This window comes from Actinoplanes couchii (genome assembly GCF_016862075.1).
Taxonomy (GTDB): domain Bacteria; phylum Actinomycetota; class Actinomycetes; order Mycobacteriales; family Micromonosporaceae; genus Actinoplanes; species Actinoplanes couchii.
Window position 1 is genome coordinate 38,374 of the sequence record NZ_BOMG01000065.1, and the last position, 14,346, is coordinate 52,719.

Here is a 14,346-nt window from a genome sequence, read left to right on the forward strand (position 1 = left end):
CCCTTCGATGGTCGATCCAGCCTAGCAACGGCGCGTTGCGGGTCTGTGTCGCCCGATGGTGGCGACCGCAAACTGAAACATGTTCTAATCTGCCGTATGGACTTCCGTCCGGACGAGACCCAGCAGTCGATCATCGATCTGGCCCGCGAGATCCTGTCAGGCGAACAGGGCGAGCCGTGGGCCGCCCTCGGTCAGGCCGGGCTGCTCACCCTCGCGGTTCCCGAGCGTCTCGGTGGCGCAGGGCTGGGGATGCTGGAGACCGCACTCGTGCTCACCGAGATCGGCCGGCGGGCGCTGGACGTCCCGGCGCTGGCACACCTGGCGATCGGCGTGCCCACGGTGGCGCGCTGGGGTGACGAGCGCCAGCAGGACGAACTGCTGACCGGCCTGATCCTGGGATCGGCGATCGCGGAACCCGGCGACCCGTTTCCCGCAGCGCCGCGCACCGAACTGGCCGCCGACGGCACGGTCACCGGCGTGAAGACCGGGGTGACCACCGGGGACCGGATCCTGGTGACGGTCGCCGGCCCGGGCGTCGTCGTCATCGATCCGGCCGCGCCGGGGGCGGCGCTGCACGAGACCGGGGTGCTCCGGCTGGACCGGGTCGCCGCCGAGCCGTTCGGACACCGCGGGAGAAAAGCCGAGAGCCACGCCGACCTGCATCGGAACGCCATCGCCGGAGCCTGCGCGCTCGGGGACGGGGCGCTGGCCGGAGCACTGGAGCTGACCGCCGATCACGTGCGGACCCGGGAGCAGTTCGGGCGGCCGATCGCGACGTTCCAGGCGGTCGCGCAGCAGATCGCGGACGTCTACGTGACCGCACGGACCCTGCACCTGGCCACCCTGAACGCGGCCTGGCGGCTCGGCACCGGACGGGACGCCGACGAGGACCTGGACGTGGCCGCGCAGTGGTTCACCGGTGAGGCCCCGGCCGCCGCGCGGACCTGTCATCACCTGCACGGCGGCCTCGGCCTGTCGATCGACTACCCGCTGCACCGGCACACCGCCCTGATCCGGGACCTGGTGCGGTTCCTGGGCGGCGGCGAATACCGGCTGGAGATCCTGGGGGAGCGGCTGTGCACCTCGAACTGAGCGACGAGCAGCGGGAACTGCGGGACGAACTCCGGGCGTACCTGCGCAAGGTCCTGACCTCCGCGGAGCGGCGTGTGCTGCTGCGGGAACGGCACGGCGGCGCGTTCCGGGAGCTGGTGGCCCGCCTCGGGAGCGACGGCTGGCTCGGGCTGGGTTTCCCGGTCGAGTACGGCGGCCGTGGCCTCGGGCCCGCCGAGCAGCAGATCTTCGTCAACGAGACGGCGCGTGCCGACGTGCCGCTGCCCGCGGTGACGTTGCAGACCGTGGCGCCGACGCTGCTCGCACACGGGACCGACGAGCAGCGCCGGTTCTTCCTGCCGAGGATCCTGGCCGGCGAGATCCACTTCGCGATCGGCTACACCGAACCGGAGGCCGGCACCGATCTGGCGGCACTGCGGACCAGGGCGGTACGCGACGGTGACGAGTACGTGGTGGACGGTCAGAAGACGTTCACCACCGGGGCACACGACGCCGACCACCTGTGGCTGGCCTGCCGGACCGCGGTCGATCGCCACCGTGGACTGTCGATTCTGATCGTCGACACGGACGACCCCGGATACACCTGGACGCCGATCATCACGTGTGACGGCGTGCATCACGTCAACGCGACGTATCTCAGCGGGATCCGCGTCCCGGTCACTCGCCGGGTCGGTGCCGAGGGGGACGGCTGGCGGCTCATCACCACCCAGCTCAACCACGAACGGGTCATGCTCGGCCCGGCCGGCCGGTTCGGGGCGCTGCTCGACCGGGTGCGCGAATGGGCGTACCGCAGCGGGGTCGGAGAACGGGCGGACGTCCGCCGCGCGCTGGCCCGGACGCACGCCGCGCATCGCGTGAACGAGCTGCTCAACCAGCAGGTCATCGGCGACGCCCCGGGCCCGGCCGACGCCTCCGCGACGAAGGTCTTCTCCTCCGAACGGCTGCTGCGGATCATCCAGGAACTGTCCGAGGTGGTCGCCCGGCACGGTGATCCCACCGATCCGCTGACGGCCGAGTTGCTGGACCGGCTCGATCTGCACGAACGCCGTGATCTGGTGCTGACGTTCGGCGGCGGTGTCAACGAGATCCAGCGCGAGATCATCGCCGCCGCGGGTCTGGGACTGCCGCGGGTGCCGCGATGAGGGCCGGGCGGGATCCGGTCAACCTGCCGATGATCCGGAACTGGCTGGAGGCGATGGGTGACACGAATCCGGTCTACGAGCGTGATCAGGTGGCGCCGCCGGCGATGATCCAGGTGTGGACGATGCGGGGCCTGGCGCCGCCGATCGCCGGGGATCCGCTGGGCGACATCTCCGAGAAGCTGGAGCGGGACGGCTATGCCGGAGTGGTGGCCACCGACAGCGCGCAGACCTACCACCGGCTTCTCAAGATCGGCGAGGAGATCACGGTCCGCAGCCGGCTCGAATCGGTCACTGATCCCAAACGGACGGCACTGGGTGAGGGCCGCTTCGTCACCACGGTCAGCACCTGGCTGGTGGGGGGCGAGCCGGTCGGCGAGATGACCTTCCGGATCCTGCGCTACCGCCCGGAGGCCCCGGTCGAGACGGAGAAAACGGCGAAACTGCGGCCGGTGGTCACCGCGGACAACACGTTCTTCTGGGACGGCGTCGCCGAAGGGCAACTGCGGATCCAACGCTGCCAGGAGTGCGGGTCGAGGCGGCACCCGCCCGGCCCGGTCTGCCCGGCGTGCGGTTCCTTCCGGCTCGGGTACGACGTGTCGGCCGGCGCCGGAACGATCCACAGCTGGGTCGTCCACCATCACCCACCGGTCCCCGGCCGGCGGGGCCCGTTCACGGTGGCCCTGGTCGACGTCGACGGTGTCCGGATGGTCGGCGAGTACCGCGGCCCCCGCCCCGGCATCGGCGACCCGGTGCGGGTGTTCTTCGACGACGGCCTGCCGCTGTGGCGCCCCGACGTCCCGCAACTGGAGCCGTGGACGCTGGAGGTCACCCCGACGCTGGTGGTGAGCACCGCCCTGGCCACCCGCGACCACCAGAACGTGCACCACGACCGGGACGCCGCGGTACGCCTGGGCAGCCGGGACATCTTCCTCAACATCCTCACCACCACCGGCCTGGTGCAACGGTTCGTCACCGACCGGCTCGGCCACACCACGACGGTCACGGGCATCCGGATCCGGCTGGGCGCCCCCTGCCACGCCTACGACACCCTGACGTTCACCGGTCAGGTCCTCCCGGACGGCGTCGAGGTGATCGGGCGTACCGCGACCGGAACGCACGTCTCCGGCATCGTGGCGGTGCAGCGGTGATCGCCCGGACCACCGCGATCGCCGGGATCGGCGCCACCGAGTTCTCCAAGGACTCCGGCCGCAGCGAACTGCGCCTGGCGGTCGAGGCGATCCGGGCGGCCCTGGACGACGCCGGTCTGCGCCCGTCGGACGTCGACGGCCTGTGCACCTTCACCATGGACAGCAACAGTGAGATCGCGGTGGCCCGGGAGATCGGCGCCGGTGACCTGACGTTCCTCAGCCGGATCGGCTACGGCGGCGGCGCGGCCTGCGCGATCGTGCAGCAGGCGGTGCTCGCGGTCGGCGCCGGGATCGCCGACGTGGTGGTCTGTTACCGGGCGCTGAACGAGCGGTCCGGCCGCCGGTTCGGGCAGGCGTTCGCCTCGCCGGACGCCGACGCCGGCTGGCACCTGCCGATGGGGCTGGCCACCCCGGCCGCACAGGTCGCCATGGTGGCCCGGCGCTACCTGCACGACTTCGGGGCCAGCCCCGACGACTTCGGGCGGGTCGCGGTCGCCGCCCGGCGGTGGGCGGCCACCAACCCGCGGGCCTGGTTCCACGGCCGGCCGATCACCCTGGACGAGCACCGGGCGTCGCGGTGGATCGCCGAGCCGCTACGGCTGCTGGACTGCTGCCAGGAGAGCGACGGGGCGGTCGCGGTGGTGGTGACGTCGGTGGAACGGGCCCGGGATCTCGCCCGGGCCCCGGCGGTGATCGCGGCGGCGGCGCAGGGGAGCGGGACCGGGCAGTACGTGATGACCAGCTACTACCGGTCGCCGGTGGCGGCGCTGCCGGAGATGGGTGTGGTGGCGCGGCAGGTGTGGGCGCAGTCCGGCCGTCGGGCGGCCGATGTGCGGGCGGCGGTGCTGTACGACCATTTCACCCCGTACGTGCTGATGCAGTTGGAGGAATTGGGCTTCTGTGACCGTGGGGAGGCCCGGCACGTGATCGCGGACGGGCGGCTGCCGGTGAACCCGCACGGCGGGCAGCTCGGGGAGGCGTACATCCACGGCATGAACGGCATCGCCGAGGCGGTCCGGCAGGTCCGCGGCACCGCGGCGAACCAGGTCCCCGGCGACGGCCCGGTCCTGGTAACGGCTGGCACAGGTGTTCCGACCAGCGCTCTTCTTCTGGAACCGGTGGATGCTCAGCCCTAGGCTGTGGTGACATCTACGGGGGAGATCGTTTTGCTGAAGAAGGCCGTTCTGGTGATGGCGCTGGTTCTGCTCGCCGGTTGCTCGGAGGAGGACCGGACCGAACCCGCGCCGGTCGTCCCGGCGTCGGCGGAACCGATCGGCGATCCGTCGGTCGAGGCCGAGGACCCGAGCGGCAACCTGGCGAGCCTGGGTGACGCGGGGGACTGGGACGCCTTCATCGAGGAGTGCAAGAACCCGGAACAGGAGGCGCTCGTGCAGTTGGTGACGACCGGGGACATGACCGGTGACGGTACGGCCGACGCGCTCGTGGCGCGGACCTGTGACGCGTCCACCTCGTACTTCCCGTCGACGATCGAGGTCTTCGACGGCGCGTCGCCGGCGTCCGGCCCGGTCCGGGTCGGCACGCCGATCCTGACCGACGTGGGCCCCACCGACCAGCCGTGGGTGGTCGGGATGGCGGTGAAGAACAAGGCGGTGACGGTGACCGCGTACGGCACCGACAGCACCGACAGCAACGCCTGCCCCAAACTCCGGCTCACCTACCGCTACCAGCTCCAAGGCGATGCCTTCGAGCAGGTCGACCGGGCAGCGACGAAGTCCGCCAGCTGTCTCCCGGTGTCATGAACGCCGTCGAGTTCCTCCGGGAGATCGCCCGCCGGCTGGTGCCGCTCGCCGACCCGGTGGGCGACAAGGAGCTGACGGCGCTGCTGGCCTCGATCGGCAGCCCGGCCGGCCTGGCCGTCCGGGTCGACGACGGCCGGATCATCGTCGACCTGCCGGGGTTCGGCCTGCCCTCGGACCCCGCCGCCTTCGCCGCCGCCGAGACCGTGGTGCACCAGATGGCCAAGCAGCTCGGGCTACCGGCCGGTGGCGGCTTCGACCGGGACGAGCGTGACCTGGCCCCGGGCCGGGCGCGGCTGCGGGCCGGGTACTGGGCGGTCGTGCTGGCCGTGGTGTCCGACGGGCCGGACGTGCCGGTGATCGTCGAGATCTCCTTCGCGTACGGCGCCGACCTGCAGAAACGTCTGGCCGAGCTGGCCGGCCCGCCGCTCGGGCACGCGCCCGTCGACTGGGACGTGCTGACCGGCCGGATCGGGGTCCAGCTGCCCGAGGACTACCGCTGGCTGATGAACCAGTACGGCACCGCCCCGATCAGCGCCGCCGCCGTCCTGTTCGAGCCGAAGACGCTGCGCCGGCCGATCGCCGGGCCGATGTTCCCGGTCGGCGACTACCACCAGCTGCTGCCGATCGGGGCGACCCCGGCCGGCAACGAGATCGCGTACATCCTGGACTGGGAGATCTCCGGTCTGCGGATCGGCGGCCGGAGATACGAAACCGGCCTGCTGCATCACCTGGTGGTGACGCTGGCAGGCCGGCATCTGGTGAATCAGTCCTGAACCTTGGCCTCCACGGCCGGCTGGTCGCCGTTCAGCTTCGCGCCCGCACCGAGCTTCGACAGCAGCCCGGTCAGGTCGATACCGGTCAGGTCGCTGCCGATCTGCAGACCCTGCGCGACGTTGCCGGCCACCGACTTGGTCAGTGACGTGGCGCCGTCGGTGGAGATGACGGTCAGCTTGTCGACGTTGCCGAGCGGGGCGCTGGCGGCCTCGACGACCTGCGGCAGCACCTTCACCAGCAGGTCGATGACGGCTGCGTCGCCGTACGCCGCGAACGCCTCGGCCTTGCGGGCCATCGCCTCGGCCTCGGCCTGACCCTTGGCCAGGATCGCCGCGGCCTCGGCCGAACCCTCACGCTCGATCGCGTCGGCGATCGCGGAACGGCGGCCCTTCTCGGCCTCACCCTCCTTGACACCCTCGATCGCGTTGGCCTCGGCCAGCGCGGCCCGACGGGCCCGCTCACCCTCACCGGTCAGGCGGGCCTGCTCGGCCTGGGCCTGGGCGGCGGCGATGGTGGCCTGCCGCTGGGCGTCGGCCTGCAGGACCGCGGCGCTACGGTTCGCCTCGGCCTCCTGCTCCACCCGGTACCGGGCGGCGTCGGCCGGCTTGCGCACCTCGGTGTCCAGCTGACGCTGCTTGAGCTCGGCGTTCTGCTCGGCCACCTTCTGCTGCTCGGCCAGGATCTTCTGGTCCCGCTCGGCCTGGGCGAGCGGGCCGGCGGCGGCCGACTGGGCCTTCGCGGCATCGATCTCGGCCTGGATGGCGGCCTGCTTCAGCGACAGGTTCCGGTTCGCCTCGGCGATGGCCTCCTCGGCCAGCAGACGCTCCTGCTCGGCGGCCTGCCGGGCGCGGGCCTCGGCGATCGCCGCGTCCTTGAGCACGCGGGCGGCCTCCGGACGGCCCAGGTCCTGCAGGTACGAGCCCTCGGCCACGATGTCCTGCAGCTGGAACGTGTCGAGCACCAGACCCTGGTTGGTCATCGAGTGCTCGGCCTCCTCGGCGACCGCGCTGGCGAACGCCGCCCGGTCCCGGATGATCTCCTCGATGGTGAGGCGGCCGACGATCGACCGCAGCGCGCCGGCGAGCACCTCACGGGTGAAGTCCTCGATCTCCGACTGCTGGTGCAGGAACCGCTGGGCGGCGGCCCGGATGGCGCCCTCGGTGCCACCCACCTTGACGATGGCGACACCGTGCAGCTCGGCGCGGATGCCCTGCTTGGACACCGCGCCCTTGATGCCGACGTCGATGCGGCGGCTGGACAGGTCCAGCGACTGCAGCTTCTGCACGATCGGCAGCACGAACACCGACGCGCCCATGACGACCTTCTGCCCCGACATGTCGGTGCTGCTGGTGCCGTCCAGGCCCTGGGTGGTCTTGCCCTTGCGGCCGGTGATGATGAAGGCCTCGTTCGGGCCGGCCACCTTGATGCGGGAGAGCACGAAGATGACGACCAGCACGATGAGCACGACGATGCCGGCTATCGCGTACAACAATCCAGACATTCAGGCCTTCCTAGAATTAAAAGGGGTTTGGAGACCTTTGAGGAGGTATCGAAACGTCAGTGGGTCTGCTCGACCGTGCTGCTAGGGGGTCTGCTCGACCACGACGCTGGTATCACTGGGCGCCTCGATCACGAAGACCTGGGCACCGGTGGGGATCGCGCGGTCGGCCCGCGCGTAGACCTTGACCGGCTGGCCGCCGAGGCGCAACGTCACCTCGCCGTAACCGCTGCCGGCCGGGACCGAGGTGACCACGGTGCCGAGCGAACCCACCAGGTTCGCCCGCTGGGGAGTGGCGTCGGTGCGCATGTTCCGCACGGCTCGGGCGAGGCGCCACGCGAGCCAGGCGGCGGGGAAGGCCGCCAGCGCGCCGATCGCGACTGCGATCGAGATCACCGCGGCGGTACGGGCGTCGAGCAGCTCGGACGCCGCGGCGCCGACAAACCCGAACGCTCCGAGGAAACCGGCCGCCACTTCGGTGGACAGCGGCCCGCTGGCGTCCGGATGCCCGAAATGCAGTAGTTCGCCACCGAGCAGCGCCAGCGCCAGGAGCACGACGGCCACGCCGCCGATCACCAGGAACACCACAGTCGCCGTCAGCACCGGCCCTCCCCCCGTTCGCCCGGTCGGGTCAGGGTAGACCAGCAGGGCCACCCGTGGTGTCGGCCGTACGACCATCAATCCTGGTAGACGGCTCTCGGTGGGCCGGCCGGTCCCAGCCGGCTCCGCAACCAACGGTCGTAGATCCGGGTCCACGTGCCGTCCGCGCGCATCCTCTCCAGCACCCCGTTGACGAACCGGACCATGTCCGGCCGGTTCTTCGGGATGCCGATCCCGGCCGGCTCGTCGGACACCGGAGTGCCGGTCACCACCGTCGCCGGATCCTGCGCCGCCAGCCCGGCGAGCAGGACGTCGATCGTCGACACCGCGTCCACCTGGTGCTGCTGGAGCAGCACCAGACAGTCCAGGGTGCTGTCGGTGCTCACCGGTACCAGGTCGCCGGGCTGCTCGTCGATGGTGACGATGCTGGTGGAGCCCCGGGTCGCGCACACCTTGCTGCCCGGCTCCAGGTCGGCGAAGTCCTTGATCCCGTCCGCTTTCCGGACCAGTAGGCGCTGCCGGGAGGCGATGTACTCGGTGGAGAACGACACCCGCTGCCACCGCTCGCACGTCATCGTCATGGTCCGGATCACCAGGTCGACCTCGTTGTTCTCCAGCACCGGGATGCGGTCGGCGGTGGTGATCGCCCGGAACTGCACCTTCTCCGGATCACCGAAGATCGCCCGCGCGACCTCCCGGGCCATGTCGATCTCGAAACCGGCCAGTTCGCCGGTCGCCGGATCCCGGAAACCGAACAGGTAGGCGTTCTGGTCGATGCCGATGAGCAGCCGCCCGTTCGTCACGATGCCGGCCATGGTGCTGCCGGCCGGCATCGCGCCCGCTTCCGGCAGAGCGCCCTTCGGGCGCAGACTGGCCCGAGGATCACATTGCGGTACGGGGGCCGGGCTCGGAACCTCGGCCGGATCCGCCACGTTCAGCGGCCGGGGGACCGACGCGGTGGCCTCGGCCGCCACCGGCCGCGCCTCCTCCGGCGTCCCGCATCCGGCGGTGACCAGCAGCAACACCGCGACGAGCACGGTCGTCCTTCTCATCGATACTCTCCGATCCTGGGCCGGAACCCGAACACCACGCCCGCGACCAGGCCGCCGGTGAGCAGCACCAGCCCCGCGGTCAGGCCGGTGAGCGACCCGCCGGCCCGGGCCGCCTGCCGCTCCACCCGGTCGTTGCCGATGTCCAGCGCCCGGGACAGCGCCGCGTCCAGCCGGCCGAAGACGGCGGTCAGACCGTTCTCGCCGGGCTCGGTGGCCAGCTCGACCGCCCGGTCCCAGTCGCCGCCGTCGTCCGCGGACCGCACCTGGACGTGCAGTTCCCGCCAGCGGACCGCCTCGTCCCTCGCCTCGTCGATCAACTGCCGGTCGGTGAACGGCGCCTGCACGATCGCCCGCGCGAACAACCCGCTCCGCCCGTTCCTGCCGATCAGCTCGTCCATCTGCGCGGCGAACGTCGCCTCGAAGCCGGTGCCGCCGCCCCGCGCCACCAGCGTCAGCGACTCGTTCGCCCGCGCCTGCAACGAGGCCCGGCCGGCGTTCGCCAGCAGCCGCACCAGCTCCGCGCCGTCCTGCTCCCCGGTGTCCAGATGCCGTCCGGAGGCGTGCAGCGCCAGCCCCGACCAGAGCAGCGCCAGCACGGTGACCAGGCTCGCCGCCAGCAGCCCCCGGTTGAACGTCCGCCGGCTGCGCCGGGACAGCAGCACCTGCGCCGCCACCAGCGCCGCACCGGTCAGCAGAGTCAGCAGCAGAGCCGCCCAGGGCACCGCCGAGGCCGCCCGGTGCTCCACCGTCAGCAACCGGTTCGTCCGGTCGAAGACGGCGGCCGCGGCCGGCAGAATCGTCTGCTGCATCAGCCCGGACGCCTCCCGCAGATAGGCGCCGCCGAGCGGCACCCCGAGCCGCTGATTCGACCGGGCCGTCTCGATCAGTCCGGTGTAGACCGGCAGCTGATCGGCGACCACCCGCAGCCGGTCGGCGTCCGCGTCGTCGGCGTCCCGCAACGCCACGGTCAGCGCGGCGGTGGCCTTGGCGATGTCGTCCAGATAGCGTCCGCGCAGCTCGGCCGACTCCCCGTCGGCGGCCAGGAACCCGGTGGCCGCGGTGGCGTCCGCGTCGGCCAGCGCCCGGTACAACGTCTGCGCGTCCACGCTGATCGGCCCACTGACCTCGGCGATGTCCCCGATCGTGGCGCCCCGCCCGCGCACCTCCCCGACGGCGGCGGCCCCGGCGACCGCACCGAGCACCACGAGCCCGATCGCCACCAGCCAATAGAGTCGCGGTGTGGTCATCCGGTCCACTCTCACCCCCAGGGTGACGCAACGCCGTGTTCAGACATCGTCACCCTAAGAAGTCGAGTCCACTCCGGTCAGTCCGCGGCGAGATCCAGGGCGGCCAGATAGCCGAAGACCAGGGCCGGGCCCAGGGTGGCGCCGGCTCCGGCGTAGCCCCGGCCCATCACCGAGGCGGACGTGTTGCCGGCGGCGTACAGGCCGGGGATCGGGGTGTCGTCCTCGCGCAGGACACGGGCGCGTTCGTCGGTGCGCAGGCCGCCCTTGGTGCCCAGGTCGCCGGGGATCAGGGCGAACGCGTGGAACGGCGGGCGCAGCAGCGGGCCGAGACACGGGTTCGGGCGCTGCCGCGGGTCGCCGTAGTACCTGTCGTACGCCGAATCGCCGCGCCCGAAATCCTCGTCCCGGCCGGTCGTGGCGAAACCGTTGAACCGCTCCACCGTCCCGCGCAGCGCCTCCGCCGGAACACCGATCCGCGCTGCCAGATCGTCCAGGGTGTCCGCCCGATGGGCCACACCCGCGTCGAACCAGCGCCGGGGGAGCGGAGTGCGCGGGGCCCGGCCGGCGAACAGGTAGCGGTCCCGGTACGTGCGGTCCACGACCAGCCACGTCGGCAGGTGCGGTCCGGTGCCGGTGCGGCCCAGGACGGTGTGCACGAAGTCGACGTACGGCGCGGCCTCGTCGACGAACCGGCGGCCGGTGCCGTCGACGATCAGGCTGCCGGGGAGGTTGCGTTCGGCCAGGCAGAAGTACGGGCCACCGGTCAGTGGCAGGGCCGGGCCCCACCACGCCTCGTCCATCAGGTCCACGGCGGCACCGAGCGCCTGCCCCGCCTCGATGGCCGTGCCGACGTTGGTGGGGGCGCCGACCGTTCCGGTCGTACCCAAACCGTGGTGTTGCCGACGCAGCCGCTCGTTGTGCTCGAACCCGCCGGCGGTCAGGACCACCCCGCGCCGCGCCGTCAGGGTCCGGTCGCCGCAGCGGATGCCGGTGACCCGCCCGCCGTCGGTGACCAGCGCCGTCATCGGGGTGCCGAGCAGCACCGGAACCCCGGCCGCGCGCAGTCCGGCCCGCAGTCCGGCGGCGAGCGCCTGGCCCATCGTCAGTTTGCGCCCGGTGAGCCGGCCGGCCGTCAGCCGCGCCACGGTCAGCGCCGCGCGCGGGTGCCGCAGCCCCAGTGACAGCCAGCGGTAGTCGAGGGCGGTCACCGCCATCCCGTTCGGCGCCGCCTGATAGGGCTCGGCAAGATCTTCCAGGTCCTTTCCGGTACGCCGGACCGGCAGCGGGCGTGGTTCGACGGTGCGCCCCTCGGCCAGTCCACCGGGCGCCTCCGGGTGGTAGTCGGGGTAGCCCGGCACCCGCATGAACCGCAGCGGCGTGTGCTTGCGGACGAAGTTCAGCACCGTCGGCCCGTGTTCCAGCAGCGCGTCCCGGCGGGCCGGCGACACCTCGTCACCTGCAACGTGTTTCAGATAGGTGGCCGCTTCCGGGCCGGGCATCCACAGGCCGCCACCGGACCGGGCTGTCGAACCGCCGAACTTCGCCGCGGACTCCACGACCACCGCACGGAGGTCGAGGTGTGCCGCGGTGAGGGCGGCGGTCATGCCTGCCGCACCGCTTCCCACTACGACGACGTCGTACTCTTCCTCGGTCATCACTAGAACAGGTTATAGTTATCCGGCCGTAACGCCTAGGAGGTGCGCGTGGACGTCGTGGTGGTCGGCTTCGGCGCGGCCGGGGCCTGCGCGGCGATCGAGGCCGCCGCCTCCGGTGCATCGGTGCTGGTCATCGACCGCTTCGGAGGCGGTGGCGCGACCGCGATCTCGGGCGGCGTCGTCTACGCGGGCGGTGGGACGCGCCAGCAACGGTCCGCGAACATCCTGGACACCCCCCTTTCCATGTACGGCTACCTGCACCGCGAAGTGCGCGGCGCCGTCTCCGACGAGACCCTGCGCCGGTTCTGCGACGAGTCGGCGGCGAACCTCGCCTGGCTGGAGGAACAGGGCGTGCCGTTCGAGGCGAGCCTGTGCCCGTACAAGACGTCCTACCCGTCCGACGACCACTATCTGTACTGGTCCGGCAACGAACATCTGTATCCCGACCCGGCGCCGCGCGGACACCGCACCTACGCCCCGGGCACCTCCGGCGGGCTGCTGTACTCACGGTTGGCCGACGCCGCCCGGACCGCGTGTGTGCGTTTCCGGCCACAGACCCGGGCCGTGGGCCTGATCGCCGACGATGCCGGCCGGGTCACCGGGGTCCGCGTCCGGGCGCTGCGGTCCGGAGTGGCCCGTCGCGCCCACGGCCTGCTGCACCGCTGGTCGGTGAAGTCCGGCGTCTACCTGCCCCGTCTCGGACGGCGGCTGCACCGGGTGGTGCGGTGGATCGAGGACCGGTGGTCGGCAGAGGAAGTGATAGCGGCCGACGCGGTGGTGCTCACGGCGGGTGGGTTCGTCTTCGACCGGGAGATGATGCGGGAGCACGCGCCGCTCTACCGTGGACTGCGGCTCGGGACTCCCGGGGACGACGGGGCCGGGATCCGGCTCGGGACGGCGCTCGGGGCGGGAGTGCGGCACCTGGACCGGGTCACGATGTGGCGGTTCGTCACGCCGCCGTCCGCGCTGGCCGGCGGGATCCTGATCGATCGGGACGGGCGCCGGGTCGGTGACGCATCCGCTTATGGGGCGGCTCTCGGGGACGCGATCCTCGACCGGCCCGGCGGGCGGGCCTGGTTGCTGGTCGACTCCACGATTCTCAGTGCGGCCCGGGGGCAGGTGCGTGAGCAGAGTCTGTGGTTTCAGCGGCTTCAGGCCTGGTGGTTGATGAGCGCGTTGCGGACCACCGCCCCGACCGTCGAGGAGGCGGCCCGCCGGGTGGGGATCACCGGTTCCTTTACTTATCCGTCAAATTGGACAGGGCCGTTCTCGCTGCTCGACGTGTCGTTGCGGGTCTTGCCCGCGCCGATGCTCACTCTTGGCGGGCTGACCGTGGACGAGTCGAGCGGCGCGGTGCTGCGGGCCGACGGAAGCGTGATCGGCGGGCTCTACGCGGCCGGGCGTACCGCGGTGGGGGTCTGTTCCGGGTCCTATGTCAGTGGTCTGTCCCTCGCCGACTGCGTCTTCTCCGGGCGCCGGGCCGGAAGGAGTAGCACGTGCTCAGTGCCACCGAGTTGACGGAGCTTGCCGGGCGCCTGTGGTCCGCGGAACGCGAACGGGTGCCGATCGGGCCTCTGATCAGGGACTATCCGGGGCTGACCGCCGAGGACGCCTACGCGATCCAGTTGCACAACATCCGGCGGCGTACCGCGGCGGTCGTCGGGCACAAGGTGGGCCTGTCGTCCGAGGCCATGCAGGTGATGATGGGGGTCGACGAACCCGACTACGGTCATCTGCTGGCCGACATGCGGCTGTTCGAGGACCGGCCGGTCGACGCCGCGCGTTACTGCTATCCGCGGGTGGAGATCGAGGTGGCGTTCCTGCTCGGTGCGGACCTGCCCGGCGAGGGCTGCACCGAGCAGGACGTGCTGGCCGCGACCGAGGCCCTGGCCCCGTCCATCGAGCTGATCGACAGCCGCATCATCGACTGGAAGATCAGTCTGCCCGACACGATCGCGGACAACGCCTCGTCGGCCGGCTTCGTGGTGGGCCAGGGACGAGTACCACCGGGAGAGATCGACCCGCGAGGCATCACCGCCGTCCTGTGGCGGGGTGACGAGCAGGTGGCGGCCGGCCGATCGGACGCGGTCCTCGGAAACCCGGTGACAGCTGTCGCGTGGTTGGCCCGCAAGGTAGCCCGCTTCGGAGTCCGCCTCCGAGCAGGCCACCTGATCATGCCAGGCGCCTGCGCCCGAGCCGTCGACGCGAACCCGGGGGACGTGTTCCGCGCCGAGTTCAGCGGCTTGGGCCGGGTCCACCTGCGATTCCTGCCACCCACCAACAGCTCCACCTCCGGCTCTTCCACGTCCGGCCTTCCTGTTCCCGATCTTCCTGCTTCCGGCCTTCCTGCTTCCGGCCTTCCTGCTTCCGGCCTTCCTGCTTCCGGCCTTCCTGCTTCC

At 71.6% G+C, this 14,346-nt stretch carries 13 protein-coding genes and 1 pseudogene; 9 read left to right on the forward strand and 5 right to left on the reverse strand.

Going from position 1 to position 14,346, the window contains the following annotated elements; genetic code table 11:
• Positions 1 to 96 precede the first annotated feature (96 nt).
• From Aco03nite_RS27440 to Aco03nite_RS27465, 7 genes and pseudogenes are all read left to right on the forward strand, one after another.
• Positions 97 to 1,092 (forward strand): acyl-CoA dehydrogenase family protein, encoded by a 996-nt coding sequence (locus Aco03nite_RS27440; RefSeq protein WP_203799433.1) that lies wholly within the window; start codon positions 97 to 99, stop codon positions 1,090 to 1,092.
• The gene (locus Aco03nite_RS27445) at positions 1,077 to 2,213 is read left to right on the forward strand and encodes an acyl-CoA dehydrogenase family protein (RefSeq protein ID WP_203799435.1); all 1,137 of its coding nucleotides are present in this window, start codon (positions 1,077 to 1,079) and stop codon (positions 2,211 to 2,213) included. The genes Aco03nite_RS27440 and Aco03nite_RS27445 overlap by 16 nt, the downstream gene beginning before the upstream one ends.
• Positions 2,210 to 3,001 (forward strand): annotated as a pseudogene (locus Aco03nite_RS53180) (bifunctional MaoC family dehydratase N-terminal/OB-fold nucleic acid binding domain-containing protein); the annotation flags it as partial. The gene Aco03nite_RS27445 and the pseudogene Aco03nite_RS53180, both read left to right, overlap by 4 nt.
• Positions 2,993 to 3,361 (forward strand): hotdog family protein, encoded by a 369-nt coding sequence (locus tag Aco03nite_RS53185; protein ID WP_239145472.1) that lies wholly within the window; start codon positions 2,993 to 2,995, stop codon positions 3,359 to 3,361. The pseudogene Aco03nite_RS53180 and the gene Aco03nite_RS53185, both read left to right, overlap by 9 nt.
• A complete protein-coding gene (locus Aco03nite_RS27455) occupies positions 3,358 to 4,497 on the forward strand; it encodes a lipid-transfer protein (protein WP_203799439.1) in 1,140 nt (379 codons plus the stop codon). Before Aco03nite_RS53185 ends, Aco03nite_RS27455 begins: the two co-directional genes overlap by 4 nt.
• 30 nt (positions 4,498 to 4,527) lie before the next feature.
• On the forward strand, positions 4,528 to 5,121 hold the full coding sequence (locus Aco03nite_RS27460) for a hypothetical protein (protein ID WP_203799441.1): 594 nt from the start codon (positions 4,528 to 4,530) through the stop codon (positions 5,119 to 5,121).
• Positions 5,118 to 5,894 carry an SMI1/KNR4 family protein gene (locus tag Aco03nite_RS27465; protein ID WP_203799443.1) on the forward strand — a complete coding sequence of 259 codons (777 nt, stop codon included), beginning with the start codon at positions 5,118 to 5,120 and terminating at the stop codon, positions 5,892 to 5,894. The genes Aco03nite_RS27460 and Aco03nite_RS27465 overlap by 4 nt, the downstream gene beginning before the upstream one ends.
• Here Aco03nite_RS27465 and Aco03nite_RS27470 read toward each other — a convergent pair.
• The 5 genes from Aco03nite_RS27470 to Aco03nite_RS27490 all read right to left on the reverse strand — a co-directional run bounded on the left by Aco03nite_RS27470 (position 5,885) and on the right by Aco03nite_RS27490 (position 11,947).
• The gene (locus tag Aco03nite_RS27470) at positions 5,885 to 7,396 is read right to left on the reverse strand and encodes a flotillin family protein (RefSeq protein ID WP_203799445.1); all 1,512 of its coding nucleotides are present in this window, start codon (positions 7,394 to 7,396) and stop codon (positions 5,885 to 5,887) included. The genes Aco03nite_RS27465 and Aco03nite_RS27470 overlap by 10 nt on opposite strands.
• Positions 7,397 to 7,477: 81 nt before the next feature.
• Positions 7,478 to 7,996 (reverse strand): NfeD C-terminal domain-containing protein, encoded by a 519-nt coding sequence (locus Aco03nite_RS27475; protein ID WP_203799447.1) that lies wholly within the window; start codon positions 7,994 to 7,996, stop codon positions 7,478 to 7,480.
• A gap of 74 nt (positions 7,997 to 8,070) precedes the next feature.
• On the reverse strand, positions 8,071 to 9,045 hold the full coding sequence (locus tag Aco03nite_RS27480) for a glutamate ABC transporter substrate-binding protein (RefSeq protein ID WP_203799449.1): 975 nt from the start codon (positions 9,043 to 9,045) through the stop codon (positions 8,071 to 8,073).
• Positions 9,042 to 10,292 (reverse strand): GlnX family signal transduction membrane protein, encoded by a 1,251-nt coding sequence (locus Aco03nite_RS27485; RefSeq protein ID WP_203799452.1) that lies wholly within the window; start codon positions 10,290 to 10,292, stop codon positions 9,042 to 9,044. The genes Aco03nite_RS27480 and Aco03nite_RS27485 overlap by 4 nt, the downstream gene beginning before the upstream one ends.
• A gap of 77 nt (positions 10,293 to 10,369) precedes the next feature.
• Positions 10,370 to 11,947 carry an FAD-dependent oxidoreductase gene (locus tag Aco03nite_RS27490; RefSeq protein WP_203799457.1) on the reverse strand — a complete coding sequence of 526 codons (1,578 nt, stop codon included), beginning with the start codon at positions 11,945 to 11,947 and terminating at the stop codon, positions 10,370 to 10,372.
• A gap of 48 nt (positions 11,948 to 11,995) precedes the next feature.
• On the opposite strand from Aco03nite_RS27490, the gene Aco03nite_RS27495 reads away from it, so the two are divergent.
• Both Aco03nite_RS27495 and Aco03nite_RS27500 read left to right on the forward strand, forming a co-directional pair.
• Positions 11,996 to 13,465, forward strand: coding sequence for an FAD-binding protein (locus tag Aco03nite_RS27495; RefSeq protein WP_239145470.1), 1,470 nt, complete (start codon positions 11,996 to 11,998; stop codon positions 13,463 to 13,465).
• A partial coding sequence (locus tag Aco03nite_RS27500; protein ID WP_203799466.1) for a 2-keto-4-pentenoate hydratase occupies positions 13,444 to 14,346 on the forward strand: 903 nt, incomplete at its 3' end. The genes Aco03nite_RS27495 and Aco03nite_RS27500, both read left to right, overlap by 22 nt.